Source organism: uncultured Ralstonia sp., from assembly GCA_913056305.1.
Classification (GTDB): Bacteria; Pseudomonadota; Gammaproteobacteria; order Burkholderiales; family Burkholderiaceae; genus Ralstonia.
Genome location: CAJXMR010000124.1, coordinates 1 through 13775 on the forward strand (window position 1 = coordinate 1; position 13775 = coordinate 13775).

Consider the following 13775-nt stretch of genomic DNA (forward strand, 5'->3'; position numbering starts at 1 on the left):
CCTCCCTAGCCAGCGCAATCCAAAGCCCAAAGAAAAACGCCGATCCCTTTCGGGACCGGCGTTTAAGCGTTTAATTCGATGCGCCCTTACGAGCGCGTCAAATTAGAACTTGTGGCGAATACCAACCACAGCGCCCAGCTGGTTGTTGGTGTTGCCCGGACCCGAGAACACTTGCGAACCGTTGGTGCCGCTCAGTTCGCTGCCGTTCACCGTACCGGTGCCAGCGACGTTGTTGAAGCCAGCAACGCCCAGGGCCGAACCGCTGCTGTTCTTGGCGTAAGCAACGTTGAAGTAGGCGTCGGTGCGCTTCGACAGAGCGTAGTCGCTCGACACGACGAACAGCCACGGGTTACCCGTGCTGCTGTTCTTGAACTGCTGGTAGTAAGCAGCGCCCGTCAGCGTCAGAGCCGGCGTAGCTTGGTAGCCAGCACCCAGCCAGTACAGGTTCGAACGCAGGTTGCCGTTGCCGGTCACGACCGGGAAGTTGGCCTTGTACCAGCGGTAGCCAGCGTACAGCTTGGCCGGGCCGACGGCGTACGTGCCGCCGATCGTGGCGCGTTGCTCGTTGAAGCCAGTCGTGGCCGAGTCTTGCGTGTTCGTCTTGTCATACACCACGCCGACGCCGAACGGGCCTTGAGCATAGTTCGCACCCAGGCTCCACTCACGGCCGTTCTGCACAGCGCCAGCTTGCGAGCTGCCGTTGTTGTTGAACGAGTACAGAGCGGAAACACCCAGACCACCAAACGTGCCGACGTACTTGACGGAGTTGTCAGTACGCTGAGCAAAGAACTGGTCTTGCGAGGTGATCGAATAGCGCGTGGAGATGGCCATCGGATCATAGATCAGGCCGAAGTCATAGAACGGCGATTGCTGACGACCCAGGGTCAGCTGGCCCCACTGGCCTTGCAGACCAACGTAGGCGTTACGGCCGAACAGGCGACGGCCTTGAGCCGACGCGCCGTTGTTCAGGTTGAAGCCGCTTTCCAGGTTGAAGATGCCCTTCAGGCCACCGCCCAGGTCTTCAACGCCACGCAGACCCCAGCGCGAGCCCGACAGGTTGCCCGATTGCATTGCAACGCGCGAGCTGCCCGACGTACCAGCCGGGTTCGACGAGGTTGCACCAACCGGTGACTTGTTAACCCACTCCACGCCGGTGTCAACCACACCGTACAGGGTCACGGACGATTGTGCGTAGGCGCCACCGGCGGCCAGAGCTGCAACAGCAGCTGCAAACAGTTTCATTTTCATATCGACACTTTCCTTGTCAACTGATTGGGAAATCTTGACTGTCCTTATGGACGACGCAGGAACCTCACGTCTTCCCGCATTATGGGCCAGCGTTGACAGATTCTGAAAACCCTTTTTGGCTCTGCGGGCCGATTTGCGGGCAAGTTGTTGCTCATGGGCAACACGCGCGAGGCCCCCTCCGACGGGGGTCGCGGCCGGGTTCGATGGCGGTGGCGCGGGGGTTGGCGGGCGATTTTGGCGCTCCTGCTGGAGCACTTTGTCGACCATCCGAAGCAGTGCCGGATTGTCGCCTTTCAGCCACGCGGCGCATAAAAGCAATTAATGCATCACTTTTAACGGCCGAGCGCGGCGTGCCATCGTTTAAGGAAATCGGCACGGCGCAGCTGATCTTGATGGGCGAGTAAACCCGGGCCCACTGCGATCGGTCGGTGCGTGTTGCCCAGCTCGGCCAGGAGACGCTTGGCCGTCAGGCCGGTCTCCACGTCCTGACGCAATGAGAAGAGGAAGGCACGGTTGGCCATCACGCTCTGCCCCTCGCGCGAGAGCACGAAGTCCAACCACAGGCGTGCCGCATTGGGATGCGCGCTGCGCCGCGCAATGAAGGCGACGCGCGTGGCGACCAGCGTGTAGTCCGACGGCATCTTGATGGCCAGCGCCGGGTTGCGGTCGGCATAGCGCGCGGCATACGAGCCGATCACGTTGTAGGCGAGCAGGCTTTCGCCGGAGGCGACGCGCTCGAGCATCGCGGCGGTGGTGATATAGAGATTGACGTTGGCTTCACCCAGCGCGCGGGCGACGTCCCAGAACACCGGCGTGGTGCGCGCGTCTTCGGCGGCAAACAGGAAGGCCGAGCCGGAGTGCTCGATGTCATACGAGGCGACGCGGCCACGCAGCACATCGCGGTGCGTGGTGAGGATGCGGGCGAAATCAGCGTGGGTGGAGGGGATCAACTCGGGCGGCAGCTGGCGCGCGTTGTAGACGAACACGACCGGCTCGTAGCTGGTGCCGTAAGCCTCGTTCTTCCAGATGGCCCAGGCCGGCAGGTAGGGCCGCTCAGGTGACGCATAGGGCAGTGCGTGGCCGTCATTGACCAGCTTGAACTGCTCGGGCATGGCCGAGCTCCAGACCACGTCGGCGCCGGGGGTGTTGGTGGCGAGCTCGGCGAGGAAGCGGCGATAGAGGTCGTCGCTGTTCTGCTCGCGGTAGTCGATGGTGATGCCGGGATAACGCGCCTCGAACGCGCGGAGCAGCGGATGCGCTGCGGCAAAGTCGGTGGTGGAGTACACCGTGACGCGACCTTCGCGGCGGGCGGCATCGACCATCGCGCCGTAATCGCGCGGGTAGTACGACGGCAACTCCGGTGCCGGGCGGCCGAGCCACTGCGCACCGCTTTCAGCGGACGCGAGACCGCTCGCGGCAAGCAGCGCGGCAGACTGGCACAACCAACGGCGTCGGGAATACGGTAGGAACGACATGCAGATGGGCCGCGGCGGATGGGTCGGAAATCGTGGTGTGCGGCGCAGGCATTATCATGAAAAAGCACACAAGACGATATTGAGAGACACCCGATGCGGATCTTGCTGGTGGAGGACGAGGAGGAATTGGCCGCGTGGCTGGGGCGCGCGCTGGCGCAAAGCGGCTTCGTGGTTGAGCGCGCGGCGGACGGCGTGGCGGCGGAGGCCTTCCTGGCGGCGGGCGAGTTCGACGCGGTGGTACTGGACCTGCGCCTGCCGCGCAAGGACGGCTTTGCCGTGCTGGCCGACATGCGTGCGCGCGACGACCGCACGCCAGTGCTGATCCTCACCGCCCAGGGCGCGCTCGATGAGCGCGTGCGCGGCTTGAACGCCGGCGCCGACGATTTCCTCACCAAGCCGTTCGCGCTGTCGGAGCTGGAGGCGCGGCTGATGGCGCTGATCCGCCGCAGCCGCGGGCGGGCGTTCCCGCGTCTGCGCTGCGGGCCGCTGGAGTTCGACACCGGACGCAAGGCCTTCCTGTTGGCGGGCGAGCCGCTTTCACTCACACCGCGCGAGCATGCCGCGCTGTCCGCGCTGCTGCATAAGGCCGGGCAGCCGATCAACAAGGTGCACCTGTTCGACAAGGTCTTCAACCTGGACAGCGACTCCAGTCCGGACGCGGTGGAAGTGGTGGTGCACCGCCTGCGCAAGAAGCTGGCCGGCTCCGGCGTGCAGATCGTCACCGTGCGCGGCCTGGGCTATCTGCTCGAGGCCGGCGCCGGCGACAGCGCGCAAGCCACGGGCAACTCGGACGACGTGGCCACCCCATGACGCGAGGCTGGTCCCTCCTGCCGCACAGCCTCAAGCTGACGCTGCTGTGGCTGCTGCTGCCGGGATTGGTCGGCGTGCTGGCGATCGACATCCTGTCGGCGTACCAGGCGCTGCGCGGCGCCACCGACCGCGCCTATGACCGCGCGCTGCTGGGCTCGGTGCGCGCGATCGAGAACGGCGTGACCATCGAGCGCGGGCAGGTGCAGGTCAACGTGCCGTACGTGGCGCTGTCGATGTTCGAATCGACCGCGCAGAGCAACGTGTACTACCGCGTCGCCTTCGACCGCGGCGCGGGCGCACCGGCCGAGCCCGCCCTCACCGGCTACGACGATCTGCCGCTGCCTACGGCCAAGCTGGACAATGACGCGCCGCGCTTCTACGACGCGCTCTACCACGGCGAGGCGGTGCGCATCGCGGCCGTGGCCAAGCCGCTGTACCAGCCGGGGCTGCCCGAGCGCATCGTGATCCAGGTCGCGGAGACCATCGAGACGCGGCGCGCGCTGCAGCAGGCGGTGTGGCGCGGCACGCTGGTGCGCGACGCGGCGCTGGTGGCGGTGAGCGTGGCGCTGCTGTGGCTGGGCGTGACGCTGGCGCTGCGCCCGCTCAACCGGCTGGCGCGCAGCATCGCCGTGCGCGCGTCCGACGACCTGCGCCCGCTCGATGCCACCGACGTGCCCACCGAAGTGCGGCCGCTGGTGCAAGCGATCAACCACCACATCCATCGCTACGCCGAGCTGGCCGAAGCGCAGAGCCAGTTCCTGGCCGATGCCTCGCACCAGCTGCGCACGCCGCTGGCGGTGCTGCTGACACAAGCCGAATACGCGCTGCGCGAGACCGATCCGGTGCGCGTGCGCGAAAGCCTCGCCGCCATCATCGCGCGGCTGCAGTCGACCAACCGGCTGACCACGCAGCTGCTGGCGCTGGCCCGCGCGCGCCATGCCGCCCAGGACGCGCCCGCCGAGGCCTTCGACCTGGGGGAGCTGGCGCGCGACGTGATGGTCGACGCCCTGCCGCTGGCGCGCGAAAAGCAGCAGGACCTCGGCTGGGACGGCGATGGGGAATTCGCGCCCCTGCCCGTCAACGGCTATCCCGCCTTCCTGCGCGAGGCGCTGTCGAACCTCGTGCACAACGCGATCCGCTACACCCCGGTGGGAGGCCGCATCACGGTGCGGGCGGTGGTGGACGGCGACACCGCGCTGGTCTGCGTGGACGACACCGGCCCCGGCATGAGCGCAGATGAGCGCGCCCACGCGTTCCAGCGCTTCCGCCGCGCGCACGAAGGCGGCTCCCGTGTGGGCAAACCCAAGGCCGCTCCCAAGGATGCACGCTACGCCGCCGAAGGTTCCGGCCTGGGGCTGGCCATCGCGCGCGCCTATGCGGGACGCAGCGGCGGACAGGTCGAACTGGCCGATGGTGAGCCCAATGACCAGGGCGGCGTGGGACTTTCCGCGCGCATCCGCGTGCCACTGGCGGCGTCTTACGCACCCGCCGAGCATGCTGCAACGCAGCAGTTGCAATGAAAGCGTGACGAAAGCGCGCGATTTCTATAATCCGCCGCACCTGGGGTCATCCGTCTTGAAGCCGCACATAAGCGGCCGACCCCACACCATCACAAGCAACCAGGAGACAAACCCATGCTTCGTGGCCCCCGCATTGTTCCCGTGTACGCCGCTGTTGCCGCTGCCGCGCTCGTCCTGAGCAGCGCCGCCTTCGCCCAAGTCCCCGCCGGTTATCCGGCCAGCTACGCCGACACCATCGCCGCCGCCAAGAAGGAAGGCAAGGTGGTGGTCTACGCGACCACCGACACCAAGGCTGCCGACCCGCTCATCAAGGACTTCGAGTCGCTCTACCCCGGCGTGAAGGTCGAGTACAACGACATGAACAGCAGCGAGCTGTACAACCGCTTCATCAGCGAGCAGGCCGCCGGCGGCGCCTCGGCTGACATGATGTGGAACTCGTCGATGGACTCGCAGCTCAAGCTGGCGCAGACCTACGCGATGACCTACCAGTCGCCCGAATCGGCCAGCCTGCCGAAGTGGGCGATCTTCAAGGGCCTGGCCTACGGCACCACCTATGAGCCGGCCGTGTTCCTGTACAACAAGCGCCTGGTGAAGGACAGCGAAGTGCCGCAGACCCACGCGGACCTCGCCAAGCTGGTCGCAGCCCAACCGGAGCGCTTCAAGAACAAGGTCACGACCTACGACATCGAGAAGTCCGCCGTGGGCTTCATGATGGCCGTGCAGGACAACCAGGACGCACCGGGCTACTTCGACTTCATCAAGGCCGTGGGCCCGAACCTGGTGCTGCAGTCCTCCACCGGCACGATGATGGAGCGCGTGGCCTCGGGCGAGAACCTGGTGGCCTACAACATCCTCGGCTCGTATGCGCTGGCGCGCGCCAAGAAGGACCCGTCGATCGGCATCGTCTATCCGAAGGACTACACGCTGGTGCTGTCGCGCGTGGCGATGATCGCCAAGAAGGCGCAGCATCCGAACGCGGCCAAGCTGTGGCTGGACTACATGTTGTCCAAGCGCGGCCAGGACATCCTCGCCAACAAGTCGGACCTGCACTCGCTGCGTGACGACGTGACGGGCGAAGCCACCGCCGCCGGCCTGAAGAAGATCCTTGGGGCATCGATCAAGCCGATTCCCGTGGACGAGTCGATCCTGACGTTCCTGGAGCCGAAGAAGCGCCTGGACTTCATCAAGCAATGGCGCACCGCCGCCGGCCGCTGATCGGTTGACCCGCTGATCGCGACTCCTCTCATCTGACCGACCCGCTGGCGCCGCCGCCGTTGGCGCCAGCCTCCCTCCTGGAGGCACCATGCGTTCCCTGACGCAAGACCGTGCCGCCGCTTCGCAAGCCATCCCGCAACGCTCGATCTTGTCGCGCATGGGACAGGCTTTGCCGCGCGGCGTGGTCATCCTGCTCACTGCGCTGGCGATTTTCACGCCGCTGTCGCTGATCTTCTATCAGAGCTTCCTCTCTGCGCCGTTCTTCATGCCGGACGCGCTGGCGGGGCTCGACGCCTATCGCTTCATCTTCGATGATCCGGACTTCTGGCATGCATTCGAGAAGTCCATCGCGCTGGCCTTTGGCCTGGCGGTGATCTCGGTGCCGCTGGGCGGCATGCTGGCCTTCCTGATGGTGCGCTCCGACCTGCCGGGCCGCCGCATCATCGAGCCGATGCTGATGATCCCGGTGTTCATCTCGCCGATGGTGCTGGCCTTCGGCTACGTGGTGTCGGCCGGTCCGGTCGGCTTCTACACGCTCTGGTTCAAGCAGGTCTTCGGTGGCGTGCCCTGGAACGTGTATTCGTTCACCAGCATCATCATCATCGCGGGCCTGACGCACGTGCCGCACGTGTACCTGTACGTCTCGTCGGCGCTGCGCAGCCTGGGCTCGGACGTCGAGGAAGCAGCGCGCATCGCGGGTGCCTCGCCGCTGTCGGTGGCGCTCAACGTGAGCCTGCCGATGGTGCGCCCTGCCCTGCTGTACGCAGCGGTGCTGGTGATCTTCCTGGGCTTCGAGGTGTTCGGCCTGGTGCTGGTGCTGGGCGATCCGGAAGGCCACCTGGTACTGGCGACGTATCTGTACAAGCTGACCAACAAGCTCGGCACGCCGGCCTATCACCTGATGGCGGCCGTGGCGGTCTGCCTGGTGATGGTCACCTTCCCGCTGGTGCTGCTGCAGCGCTACATGCTGCGCTCGGCCAACCGCTTCGTCACCGTCAAGGGCAAGGTCACGCGCAGCCGCCCGCTGCCGCTGGGCTCGTGGCGCTGGCCAGCGTGGACGCTGGTGGTGCTGTGGTTCTTTGTGTCGGTGGTGGTGCCGCTATCGGGCATCGCGCTGCGCGCCTTCGTGTCGAACTGGGGTGAAGGCGTGTCGCTCATGGAAGCCGTGTCGCTCACAGCCTTCCACCAGATCTTCGAGCAGCCGCAGTTCCTGCGCGCGATCATCAATACGGTACTGATCGGCGTGATCGGCGGCGCCATCGCGGTGGCCTGCTATACGTTCATCGGCCTGGCCATGCACCGCAAGCCGGACGGCTGGACGCGCATCCTGGACTACAGCGTGCTGGTGCCGCGCGCGATCCCGGGTCTGCTGGCGGGTCTGGCGTTCCTGTGGGTGTTCCTGTTCGTGCCGAACTGGATCGAGACCGGGCTCACCGACAGCAGCCTACCCTTCGCCGGCTGGATCATCGAGCACGTGGTGCCGAGCCTGCGCAACCTGCGCAGCACGATCTTCAGCGTGTGGATCGCCTACTCGGTGGTGTGGATGGCGTATGGCCTGCGCCTGATCTCGGCCGCGCTGCTGCAGGTCGGGCCGGAGCTGGAGGAAGCCGCCCGCTCGGTCGGCGCCTCCCGCGCCCGCACCACCCGCGACGTGACCGTGCCGCTCACGCGCTACGGCCTGCTGGGCGCGTGGCTGCTGATCTTCCTGATTTTCGAGCGTGAGTACTCGACCGGCGTGTATCTGCTCTCGCCGGGCACCGAGACCATCGGCTCGATGCTGGTCTCTCTGTGGGCGGGCGGCGCCATCGATATCGTCGCCGCGCTGTCCTTCGTCAACATTGTGCTGGTGGCCGTGGGCCTCGGCATCGCATTGCGCTTCGGGGTGAAACTCCATGATTGAACTCACCGTCAACGACCTGCACCTGCAATACGGCAACAACCCGGTTCTCAAGGGTGTCTCGATGCAGCTGCAGAAGGGCGAGGTCGTCTCGCTGCTGGGCCCGTCCGGTTCGGGCAAGACCACGCTGCTGCGCGCCGTCGCCGGCCTCGAACAGGCCAGCCAGGGCACCGTGCAGATCGGCGACCGCGTCATGTTCGACGGCGCCAAGAAGCTCGACGTGCCGGCCGAAGGGCGCAACCTGGGCCTGGTGTTCCAGTCCTACGCGCTGTGGCCGCACAAGACCGTGGCCGAGAACGTCGCCTACCCGCTCAAGCTGCGCAAGACGCCGTCTGCGGAGATCAAGGAGCGCGTGCAGGCCGTGCTGCAGCAGCTCGGCCTCGGCCACCTGGGCGAGCGCTTCCCGAGCCAGCTCTCCGGTGGCCAGCAGCAACGCGTGGCGATCGCCCGCGCGCTGGTCTACAACCCGCCCGTGATCCTGCTCGACGAGCCGCTCTCGAACCTCGACGCCAAACTGCGTGAAGAGGCCCGCGCCTTCCTGCGCGAGCTGATCGTGCGCTTAGGGCTTTCGGCGCTGATGGTCACCCACGACCAGAGCGAAGCGATGGCGATGTCGGACCGCATCCTGCTGCTGAACAACGGCGTGATCGAGCAGCAAGGCACGCCCGAGCAGATGTACGGCGCACCCGAGACGCTCTTCACCGCCGAGTTCATGGGCAGCAACAACCGCGTCAACGGCAAGATCGCCGAGGTGCGCGACGGCATGGCTCGCCTGGTGGACGAGGCTGGCGCCTGGTCGCTGTGGGGTGTGGCGCGTGGTGATCTGAAGCCGGGCGCGTCGGCGCATGGCGTGATTCGCCTGGAGCAGGTGCGGGTTGGCCTGCCTGACGCGGACAACACGATCCACCTGCCGCTGGCCACCCGCATGTACCTGGGCGACCGCTGGGAGTGCCTGTTCCGCGCCAGCGGCAGTAGTGACGCTAGCGGCACCGGCCTGCGCGCCTACGCCAGCAGCGCCCCAAGCGATGGCCAGTACGCGCTGACATTCCCGCGCGAGCAGTTCTGGTTGTTTGCGGCTTAAGCGCGCCGCACCGGCAAAAGAAAAGGCAGCCTCGGCTGCCTTTTCTTTTGCGCGATCGGTGACGATCGGGATCAGTCCTTCACCGCCGGCAGGTGCTCCGCCTCGGTATCGGGCGCCGCCGCCGTCTTGCGCAGGAAGATCGCCGCCAGGATCAGCCCCAGTTCGTACAGCAACCACAGCGGCACCGCCAGCAGCAACTGCGACATCACATCCGGCGGCGTGACGATGGCGGCCACCACGAACGCGCCAACCACCACATACGGCCGCACCTGGCGCAGCTTCTCCAGGCTGACGATGCCAAAGCGCACCAGCACCATGACCACCACCGGCACCTCGAAGGTGATGCCGAAGGCCAGGAACGTGGTCATGGCAAAGCTGAGGTACTTGTCGATGTCGGTCGACATCTCCGCGCCCAACGGCGCGTTGTAGTGCGCCATGACCTTGAACACGGTCGGGAAGACAAGGAAGTATGCGAACGCCACGCCGCACAGGAACAGCACGTAGCTGCTCACCACCAGCGGCATGATCATGCGCTTCTCGTGCGAATACAGGCCCGGCGCCACGAAGCGCCAGATCTGGTACAGCACCCACGGCAGCGCGATCAGGAAGGCCGCCAGCAGCGTCACCTTCATCGGCACGAAGAACGAGCCGGTCACGTCGGTGACGATCATGTGGCCGTTCTTCGGCAGCGCCTGGATGAGCGGGCGCGAGAACAGGTTGAAGATGTCCGGCGCCCAATAGACCAGGCCCAGGAAGATCAGCAGCACGCCCGCGCCGGCCTTGACGATGCGCTCGCGCAGCTCGACCAGGTGCGAGATGAAGGTTTCCTGCACGCCGTCCTCGGGCGAATCTTGCGGATCGTGCGGAGCGGCGGCACTCATGTCGGCTGGGGAGGGAAACGGTCAGGGTGCCGCAACGGCAGCGCCCGGAGAATCATTCGAAGAAGGAGCGCGCACGCGACTGCGCGGCGACGATGGGCGGGCGGTGGCGCTTGACGCGCGCGGCGCCGGATTGCGCCCACATGCGCACGCCCTGCTTCTGGCGATACCACTTGGGCATCGACAGCTGCTTGTTGCGCCAGCTATTGCGGCCGTTGCGGGACTTGCCCGGCGCGGGGCGCCAGTCGGGCGCGGAGGTGGCGGTCTGGCGCAATGCCGGATCGCCGAGCGCGTCGTTCAGGCGCTCGTTGATCTCCGACGTGTGCTTGCTGACCTCCTGGTGGATGGTCTGCTCGACGTTGCGCGCGGCCTCCTCGAAGTCGGTGCGCATCTTGCGCAGCTCTTCGAGCTCGATTTCGCGGCTGACCTCCGCCTTCACGTCGGCGATGTAGCGCTGCGCCCGGCCGAGCAACGCACCGGCGGTGCGCGCGACCTTGGGCAGGCGCTCCGGCCCGATGACGACGAGCGCCACCGCGCCAATCAGCGCCAGCTTGGAGATGCCGAGATCGATCATCGATGCAGGCCGTCAGCCCTGCTTGGACTTTTCGCGCGCTTCGACGTCAATCGTCGTCGAATCGTGCAGCTCGCGCGGCGGCTGGCCGGCGGTCTGTTGCGATTGTTGCGCTTGTTGCGAACCTGCCGGCTTGTCTTCCGAGCCTTCGCGCATGCCTTCCTTGAAGCCCTTGACCGCGCTGCCCAGGTCCGAACCGATGTTGCGCAGCTTCTTGGTGCCGAACACCATCATGATGATCACCAGCACGATCAGCCAGTGCCAAATGCTAAAGGAACCCATGACCTACTCCCACGTTACAGAATGCGGCTTGCACCGCGCCGCGCGCCATGATGGCCGCGCCAGATGACTATTTTACTGGTTGGCGTACATCGGCTTGCCGTCATTCAGATACAGCCAGCCCTTCACAATACGATACAGCATCCAGATACCCAGGACCCACAGCACGGCAAAGCCGATCACGAAGAACGCCAGCAGGAAGCCGATGCCTCCCCATAATACGGACCACCAGAACGTTCGGATCTGCCAGCGGAAGTGCGATTCGTACAACGTGCCGCGCACGTCATCCAGCTTGACGTAGTTGATGATGATGGCCACCAACGCGGTGCAGCCAAGCGTGAGCCAATAAATGGCGTACAGCGCATACAGGATGTGGGTCAGGCGCCGCAGCCCGGCCAGGCGTTCCGCGTCGTCGTCCGTCATCATCATTGCCGATCCGTATTTGTCCACGCTGCCTCCCTACGATGACGCGTCACCGCCTCATTCACCCGCGGCATCCCGCGCCTGCGACTTGCGCAACGCTTTCTCTTCCAGGCCGGACAGCCCTTCGCGGCGGGCGAGTTCGTTGACCACGTCGTCGGGCGTCAGGTTGAAGTGCGACAGCAGCACCATGGTGTGGAACCACAGGTCGGCCACCTCGTAGACGACCTTGGCTACCGCCTCGTCGGTCATGCCGGCGGCGCGGGCGTCCTTGGCGGCCATCACGGTTTCGGTGGCCTCCTCACCGATCTTCTTGAGGATGGCGTCGTCGCCCTTGTTGAACAGGCGGGCGATGTAGCTCTTGTCCGGGTCGCCGCCGTTGGCGAGCTTGCGGGATTCGAGCACAACGCCTAAGCGGCGCAGGGTGTCACTCATGGTCGGATTTGTCGGCGTAGATCTCGTTCGGGTCCTTCAGCACCGGTTCGACCGTGTGCCAATCGCCGTCTTCGGCGCTGCCCTCGAACTTCTGGAAGAAGCAGGCATGGCGGCCAGTGTGGCACGCAATGCCGCCAACTTGTGTGACGCGGAGCAAAACCACGTCTTCATCGCAGTCCAGGCGCAGCTCATGCACCTGCTGGATGTGGCCCGACTCCTCGCCCTTGTGCCACAGGCGCTTGCGCGAGCGCGACCAGAACACCGCCTCGCCGGTCTCGACGGTCTTCTGCAGCGCCTCGCGGTTCATGAAGGCGAACATCAGGACGTCGTTGCTGCCCTGCTCCTGCACGATCACCGGCACCAGACCGTGATCGTCCCATTGCACCTTATTCAGCCACTTCTTGGTCATGATCAGATCCGTACCGGAATGCCTTGTTGCGCCATGAACTGCTTGGCCTCGCCAACCGTGTGTTCGCCGTAGTGGAAGATACTGGCGGCCAGCACCGCGTCGGCGTGGCCGAGCTTGACGCCGTCGGCCAGGTGCTGCAGGTTGCCGACGCCGCCCGAGGCAATGACCGGCACCGGCACCGCGTCCGACACCGCGCGCGTGAGTTCCAGGTCGAAGCCGGCCTTGGTGCCGTCGCGGTCCATGCTGGTGAGCAGGATCTCGCCCGCGCCGCGCTGCGCCATCTCGCGCGCCCAGGCCACGGCGTCCAGCCCGGTGCCCTTGCGGCCGCCGTGCGTGAAGACTTCCCAGCGCGGCGTTTCGCCCTCCGCCGAGACCTTCTTGGCGTCGATGGCCACCACGATGCACTGCGCACCATGGCGGGCGCTGGCGTCCGACACGAGCTGCGGATTCGCCACGGCCGACGAGTTCATGCTGATCTTGTCGGCACCGGCGTTGAGCAGGCGGCGCACGTCTTCGAGCGCGCGCACGCCGCCGCCGACGGTCAGCGGAATGAATACCTGCGACGCCACCGCTTCGATGATGTGCAGGATCAGGTCGCGCCCGTCCGACGTGGCGGTGATGTCGAGGAAGGTGATTTCGTCTGCGCCCTGGTCGTCGTAGCGGCGCGCGATTTCAACGGGGTCACCCGCGTCGCGCAATTCGACGAAGTTGACGCCCTTGACCACCCGGCCGTTGGTCACGTCCAGGCAGGGGATGATTCGTTTGGCTAGCATGATGAGTCGGTTGCCCTTGCACCCGGTGTACCCGAAAGGCGCCGCTCAGGCTGCGCCAAGTTTATCTGCGTGCGTCTGCGCTTCACGGAAGTTGAGGTCGCCGGAGTAGATCGCGCGACCGCAGATCACGCCTTCCACGCCATCGCTCTCCACGGCGCACAGGTGGTCAATGTCCTTCAGGTTGGACAGGCCGCCGCTGGCGATCACCGGAATCTGCACCGACTGGGCAAGCTTGACGGTGGCATCGATGTTGATGCCCTGCAACATGCCGTCGCGGCCGATGTCGGTGTAGATGATGGCTTCGACGCCGTAGTCCTCGTACTTCTTGGCGAGGTCGAGCACGTCGTGGCCGGTCAGCTTGCTCCAGCCGTCGGTCGCGACCTTGCCGTCGCGGGCATCGAGCCCGACGATGATGTGGCCGCCAAACGCGCTGCACGCATCGCGCAGGAAGCCCGGGTCCTTGACCGCCGCCGTGCCGATGATGACGTACGACAGACCGTCGTCCAGCCAGCGCTCGATGGTGCTGAGATCGCGGATGCCGCCACCGAGCTGCACCGGAATCTCATCGCCGACTTCGGCAATGATGGCCTTGATGGCCGCCTCGTTGCGCGGCTTGCCCACGAAGGCGCCATTGAGATCGACCAGATGCAGGCGGCGGGCGCCCTGGTCGACCCAATGTCGCGCCATGGCGGCGGGGTCTTCCGAGAACACGGTGGCTTGATCCATATCGCCTTGTTTGAGGCGCACACACTGACCGTCCTTCA

General features: G+C 65.8%; 15 protein-coding genes. 5 read left to right on the plus strand and 10 right to left on the minus strand.

From position 1 onward, the window contains the following. Positions 1-102: 102 nt before the first annotated feature. Together QZ609_RS17505 and QZ609_RS17510 are read right to left on the minus strand one after the other, a co-directional pair. Positions 103-1248: a porin gene (locus QZ609_RS17505; protein WP_295497465.1), complete on the minus strand. Its 1146-nt coding sequence runs from the start codon at positions 1246-1248 to the stop codon at positions 103-105. Between the two features lie 332 nt (positions 1249-1580). Then, positions 1581-2723, minus strand: a complete 1143-nt coding sequence (locus tag QZ609_RS17510; protein WP_295497466.1) for an ABC transporter substrate-binding protein — start codon at positions 2721-2723, stop codon at positions 1581-1583. Positions 2724-2816: 93 nt separating this feature from the next. Between QZ609_RS17510 and QZ609_RS17515 the strand changes: the two genes are divergently transcribed. From QZ609_RS17515 to QZ609_RS17535, 5 genes are all read left to right on the plus strand, one after another. Next, the gene (locus QZ609_RS17515; RefSeq protein WP_295497469.1) at positions 2817-3533 is read left to right on the plus strand and encodes a response regulator; all 717 of its coding nucleotides are present in this window, start codon (positions 2817-2819) and stop codon (positions 3531-3533) included. Then, entirely contained in the window at positions 3530-5053 is a 1524-nt protein-coding gene (locus QZ609_RS17520) for a sensor histidine kinase (RefSeq protein WP_295497471.1), read from the plus strand. Before QZ609_RS17515 ends, QZ609_RS17520 begins: the two co-directional genes overlap by 4 nt. A gap of 114 nt (positions 5054-5167) precedes the next feature. Further along, entirely contained in the window at positions 5168-6268 is a 1101-nt protein-coding gene (locus QZ609_RS17525) for an ABC transporter substrate-binding protein (protein ID WP_295497473.1), read from the plus strand. A gap of 88 nt (positions 6269-6356) precedes the next feature. Further along, positions 6357-8168 carry an iron ABC transporter permease gene (locus tag QZ609_RS17530; protein WP_295497475.1) on the plus strand — a complete coding sequence of 604 codons (1812 nt, stop codon included), beginning with the start codon at positions 6357-6359 and terminating at the stop codon, positions 8166-8168. Then, positions 8161-9246 (plus strand): ABC transporter ATP-binding protein, encoded by a 1086-nt coding sequence (locus QZ609_RS17535; protein ID WP_295497477.1) that lies wholly within the window; start codon positions 8161-8163, stop codon positions 9244-9246. Before QZ609_RS17530 ends, QZ609_RS17535 begins: the two co-directional genes overlap by 8 nt. A 71-nt stretch (positions 9247-9317) precedes the next feature. Here the strand turns inward: QZ609_RS17535 and tatC are convergent, their stop codons facing one another. The 8 genes from tatC to hisA form a co-directional block, all read right to left on the minus strand. Further along, positions 9318-10127 carry a twin-arginine translocase subunit TatC gene (gene tatC, locus QZ609_RS17540; RefSeq protein ID WP_295497479.1) on the minus strand — a complete coding sequence of 270 codons (810 nt, stop codon included), beginning with the start codon at positions 10125-10127 and terminating at the stop codon, positions 9318-9320. A 52-nt stretch (positions 10128-10179) separates the two neighbouring features. Further along, entirely contained in the window at positions 10180-10698 is a 519-nt protein-coding gene (gene tatB / locus QZ609_RS17545) for a Sec-independent protein translocase protein TatB (protein WP_295497481.1), read from the minus strand. A 12-nt stretch (positions 10699-10710) separates the two neighbouring features. Beyond that, positions 10711-10977: a Sec-independent protein translocase subunit TatA gene (tatA, locus tag QZ609_RS17550; protein ID WP_295497483.1), complete on the minus strand. Its 267-nt coding sequence runs from the start codon at positions 10975-10977 to the stop codon at positions 10711-10713. Between the two features lie 72 nt (positions 10978-11049). Then, the gene (locus QZ609_RS17555; RefSeq protein WP_295497485.1) at positions 11050-11424 is read right to left on the minus strand and encodes a hypothetical protein; all 375 of its coding nucleotides are present in this window, start codon (positions 11422-11424) and stop codon (positions 11050-11052) included. Positions 11425-11454: 30 nt separating this feature from the next. Then, complete coding sequence (locus tag QZ609_RS17560; RefSeq protein WP_295497487.1) at positions 11455-11829, minus strand: phosphoribosyl-ATP diphosphatase; 375 nt, start codon at positions 11827-11829, stop codon at positions 11455-11457. Next, the gene (gene hisI / locus QZ609_RS17565) at positions 11822-12238 is read right to left on the minus strand and encodes a phosphoribosyl-AMP cyclohydrolase (RefSeq protein ID WP_295497489.1); all 417 of its coding nucleotides are present in this window, start codon (positions 12236-12238) and stop codon (positions 11822-11824) included. Before hisI ends, QZ609_RS17560 begins: the two co-directional genes overlap by 8 nt. Before the next feature lie 2 nt (positions 12239-12240). Next, positions 12241-13011 carry an imidazole glycerol phosphate synthase subunit HisF gene (gene hisF / locus QZ609_RS17570; protein WP_295497491.1) on the minus strand — a complete coding sequence of 257 codons (771 nt, stop codon included), beginning with the start codon at positions 13009-13011 and terminating at the stop codon, positions 12241-12243. Positions 13012-13056: 45 nt separating this feature from the next. Beyond that, a partial coding sequence (gene hisA, locus QZ609_RS17575; protein ID WP_295497492.1) for a 1-(5-phosphoribosyl)-5-[(5-phosphoribosylamino)methylideneamino]imidazole-4-carboxamide isomerase occupies positions 13057-13775 on the minus strand: 719 nt, incomplete at its 5' end.

Coding starts and splice junctions, on each gene's coding strand:
- QZ609_RS17505 (WP_295497465.1), bottom strand. CDS start 1,248: ATGAAAATGAAACTGTTTGCAGCTGCTGTTGCAGCTCTGGCCGCCGGT.
- QZ609_RS17510 (WP_295497466.1), bottom strand. CDS start 2,723: ATGTCGTTCCTACCGTATTCCCGACGCCGTTGGTTGTGCCAGTCTGCC.
- QZ609_RS17515 (WP_295497469.1), top strand. CDS start 2,817: ATGCGGATCTTGCTGGTGGAGGACGAGGAGGAATTGGCCGCGTGGCTG.
- QZ609_RS17520 (WP_295497471.1), top strand. CDS start 3,530: ATGACGCGAGGCTGGTCCCTCCTGCCGCACAGCCTCAAGCTGACGCTG.
- QZ609_RS17525 (WP_295497473.1), top strand. CDS start 5,168: ATGCTTCGTGGCCCCCGCATTGTTCCCGTGTACGCCGCTGTTGCCGCT.
- QZ609_RS17530 (WP_295497475.1), top strand. CDS start 6,357: ATGCGTTCCCTGACGCAAGACCGTGCCGCCGCTTCGCAAGCCATCCCG.
- QZ609_RS17535 (WP_295497477.1), top strand. CDS start 8,161: ATGATTGAACTCACCGTCAACGACCTGCACCTGCAATACGGCAACAAC.
- tatC (WP_295497479.1), bottom strand. CDS start 10,127: ATGAGTGCCGCCGCTCCGCACGATCCGCAAGATTCGCCCGAGGACGGC.
- tatB (WP_295497481.1), bottom strand. CDS start 10,698: ATGATCGATCTCGGCATCTCCAAGCTGGCGCTGATTGGCGCGGTGGCG.
- tatA (WP_295497483.1), bottom strand. CDS start 10,977: ATGGGTTCCTTTAGCATTTGGCACTGGCTGATCGTGCTGGTGATCATC.
- QZ609_RS17560 (WP_295497487.1), bottom strand. CDS start 11,829: ATGAGTGACACCCTGCGCCGCTTAGGCGTTGTGCTCGAATCCCGCAAG.
- hisI (WP_295497489.1), bottom strand. CDS start 12,238: ATGACCAAGAAGTGGCTGAATAAGGTGCAATGGGACGATCACGGTCTG.
- hisF (WP_295497491.1), bottom strand. CDS start 13,011: ATGCTAGCCAAACGAATCATCCCCTGCCTGGACGTGACCAACGGCCGG.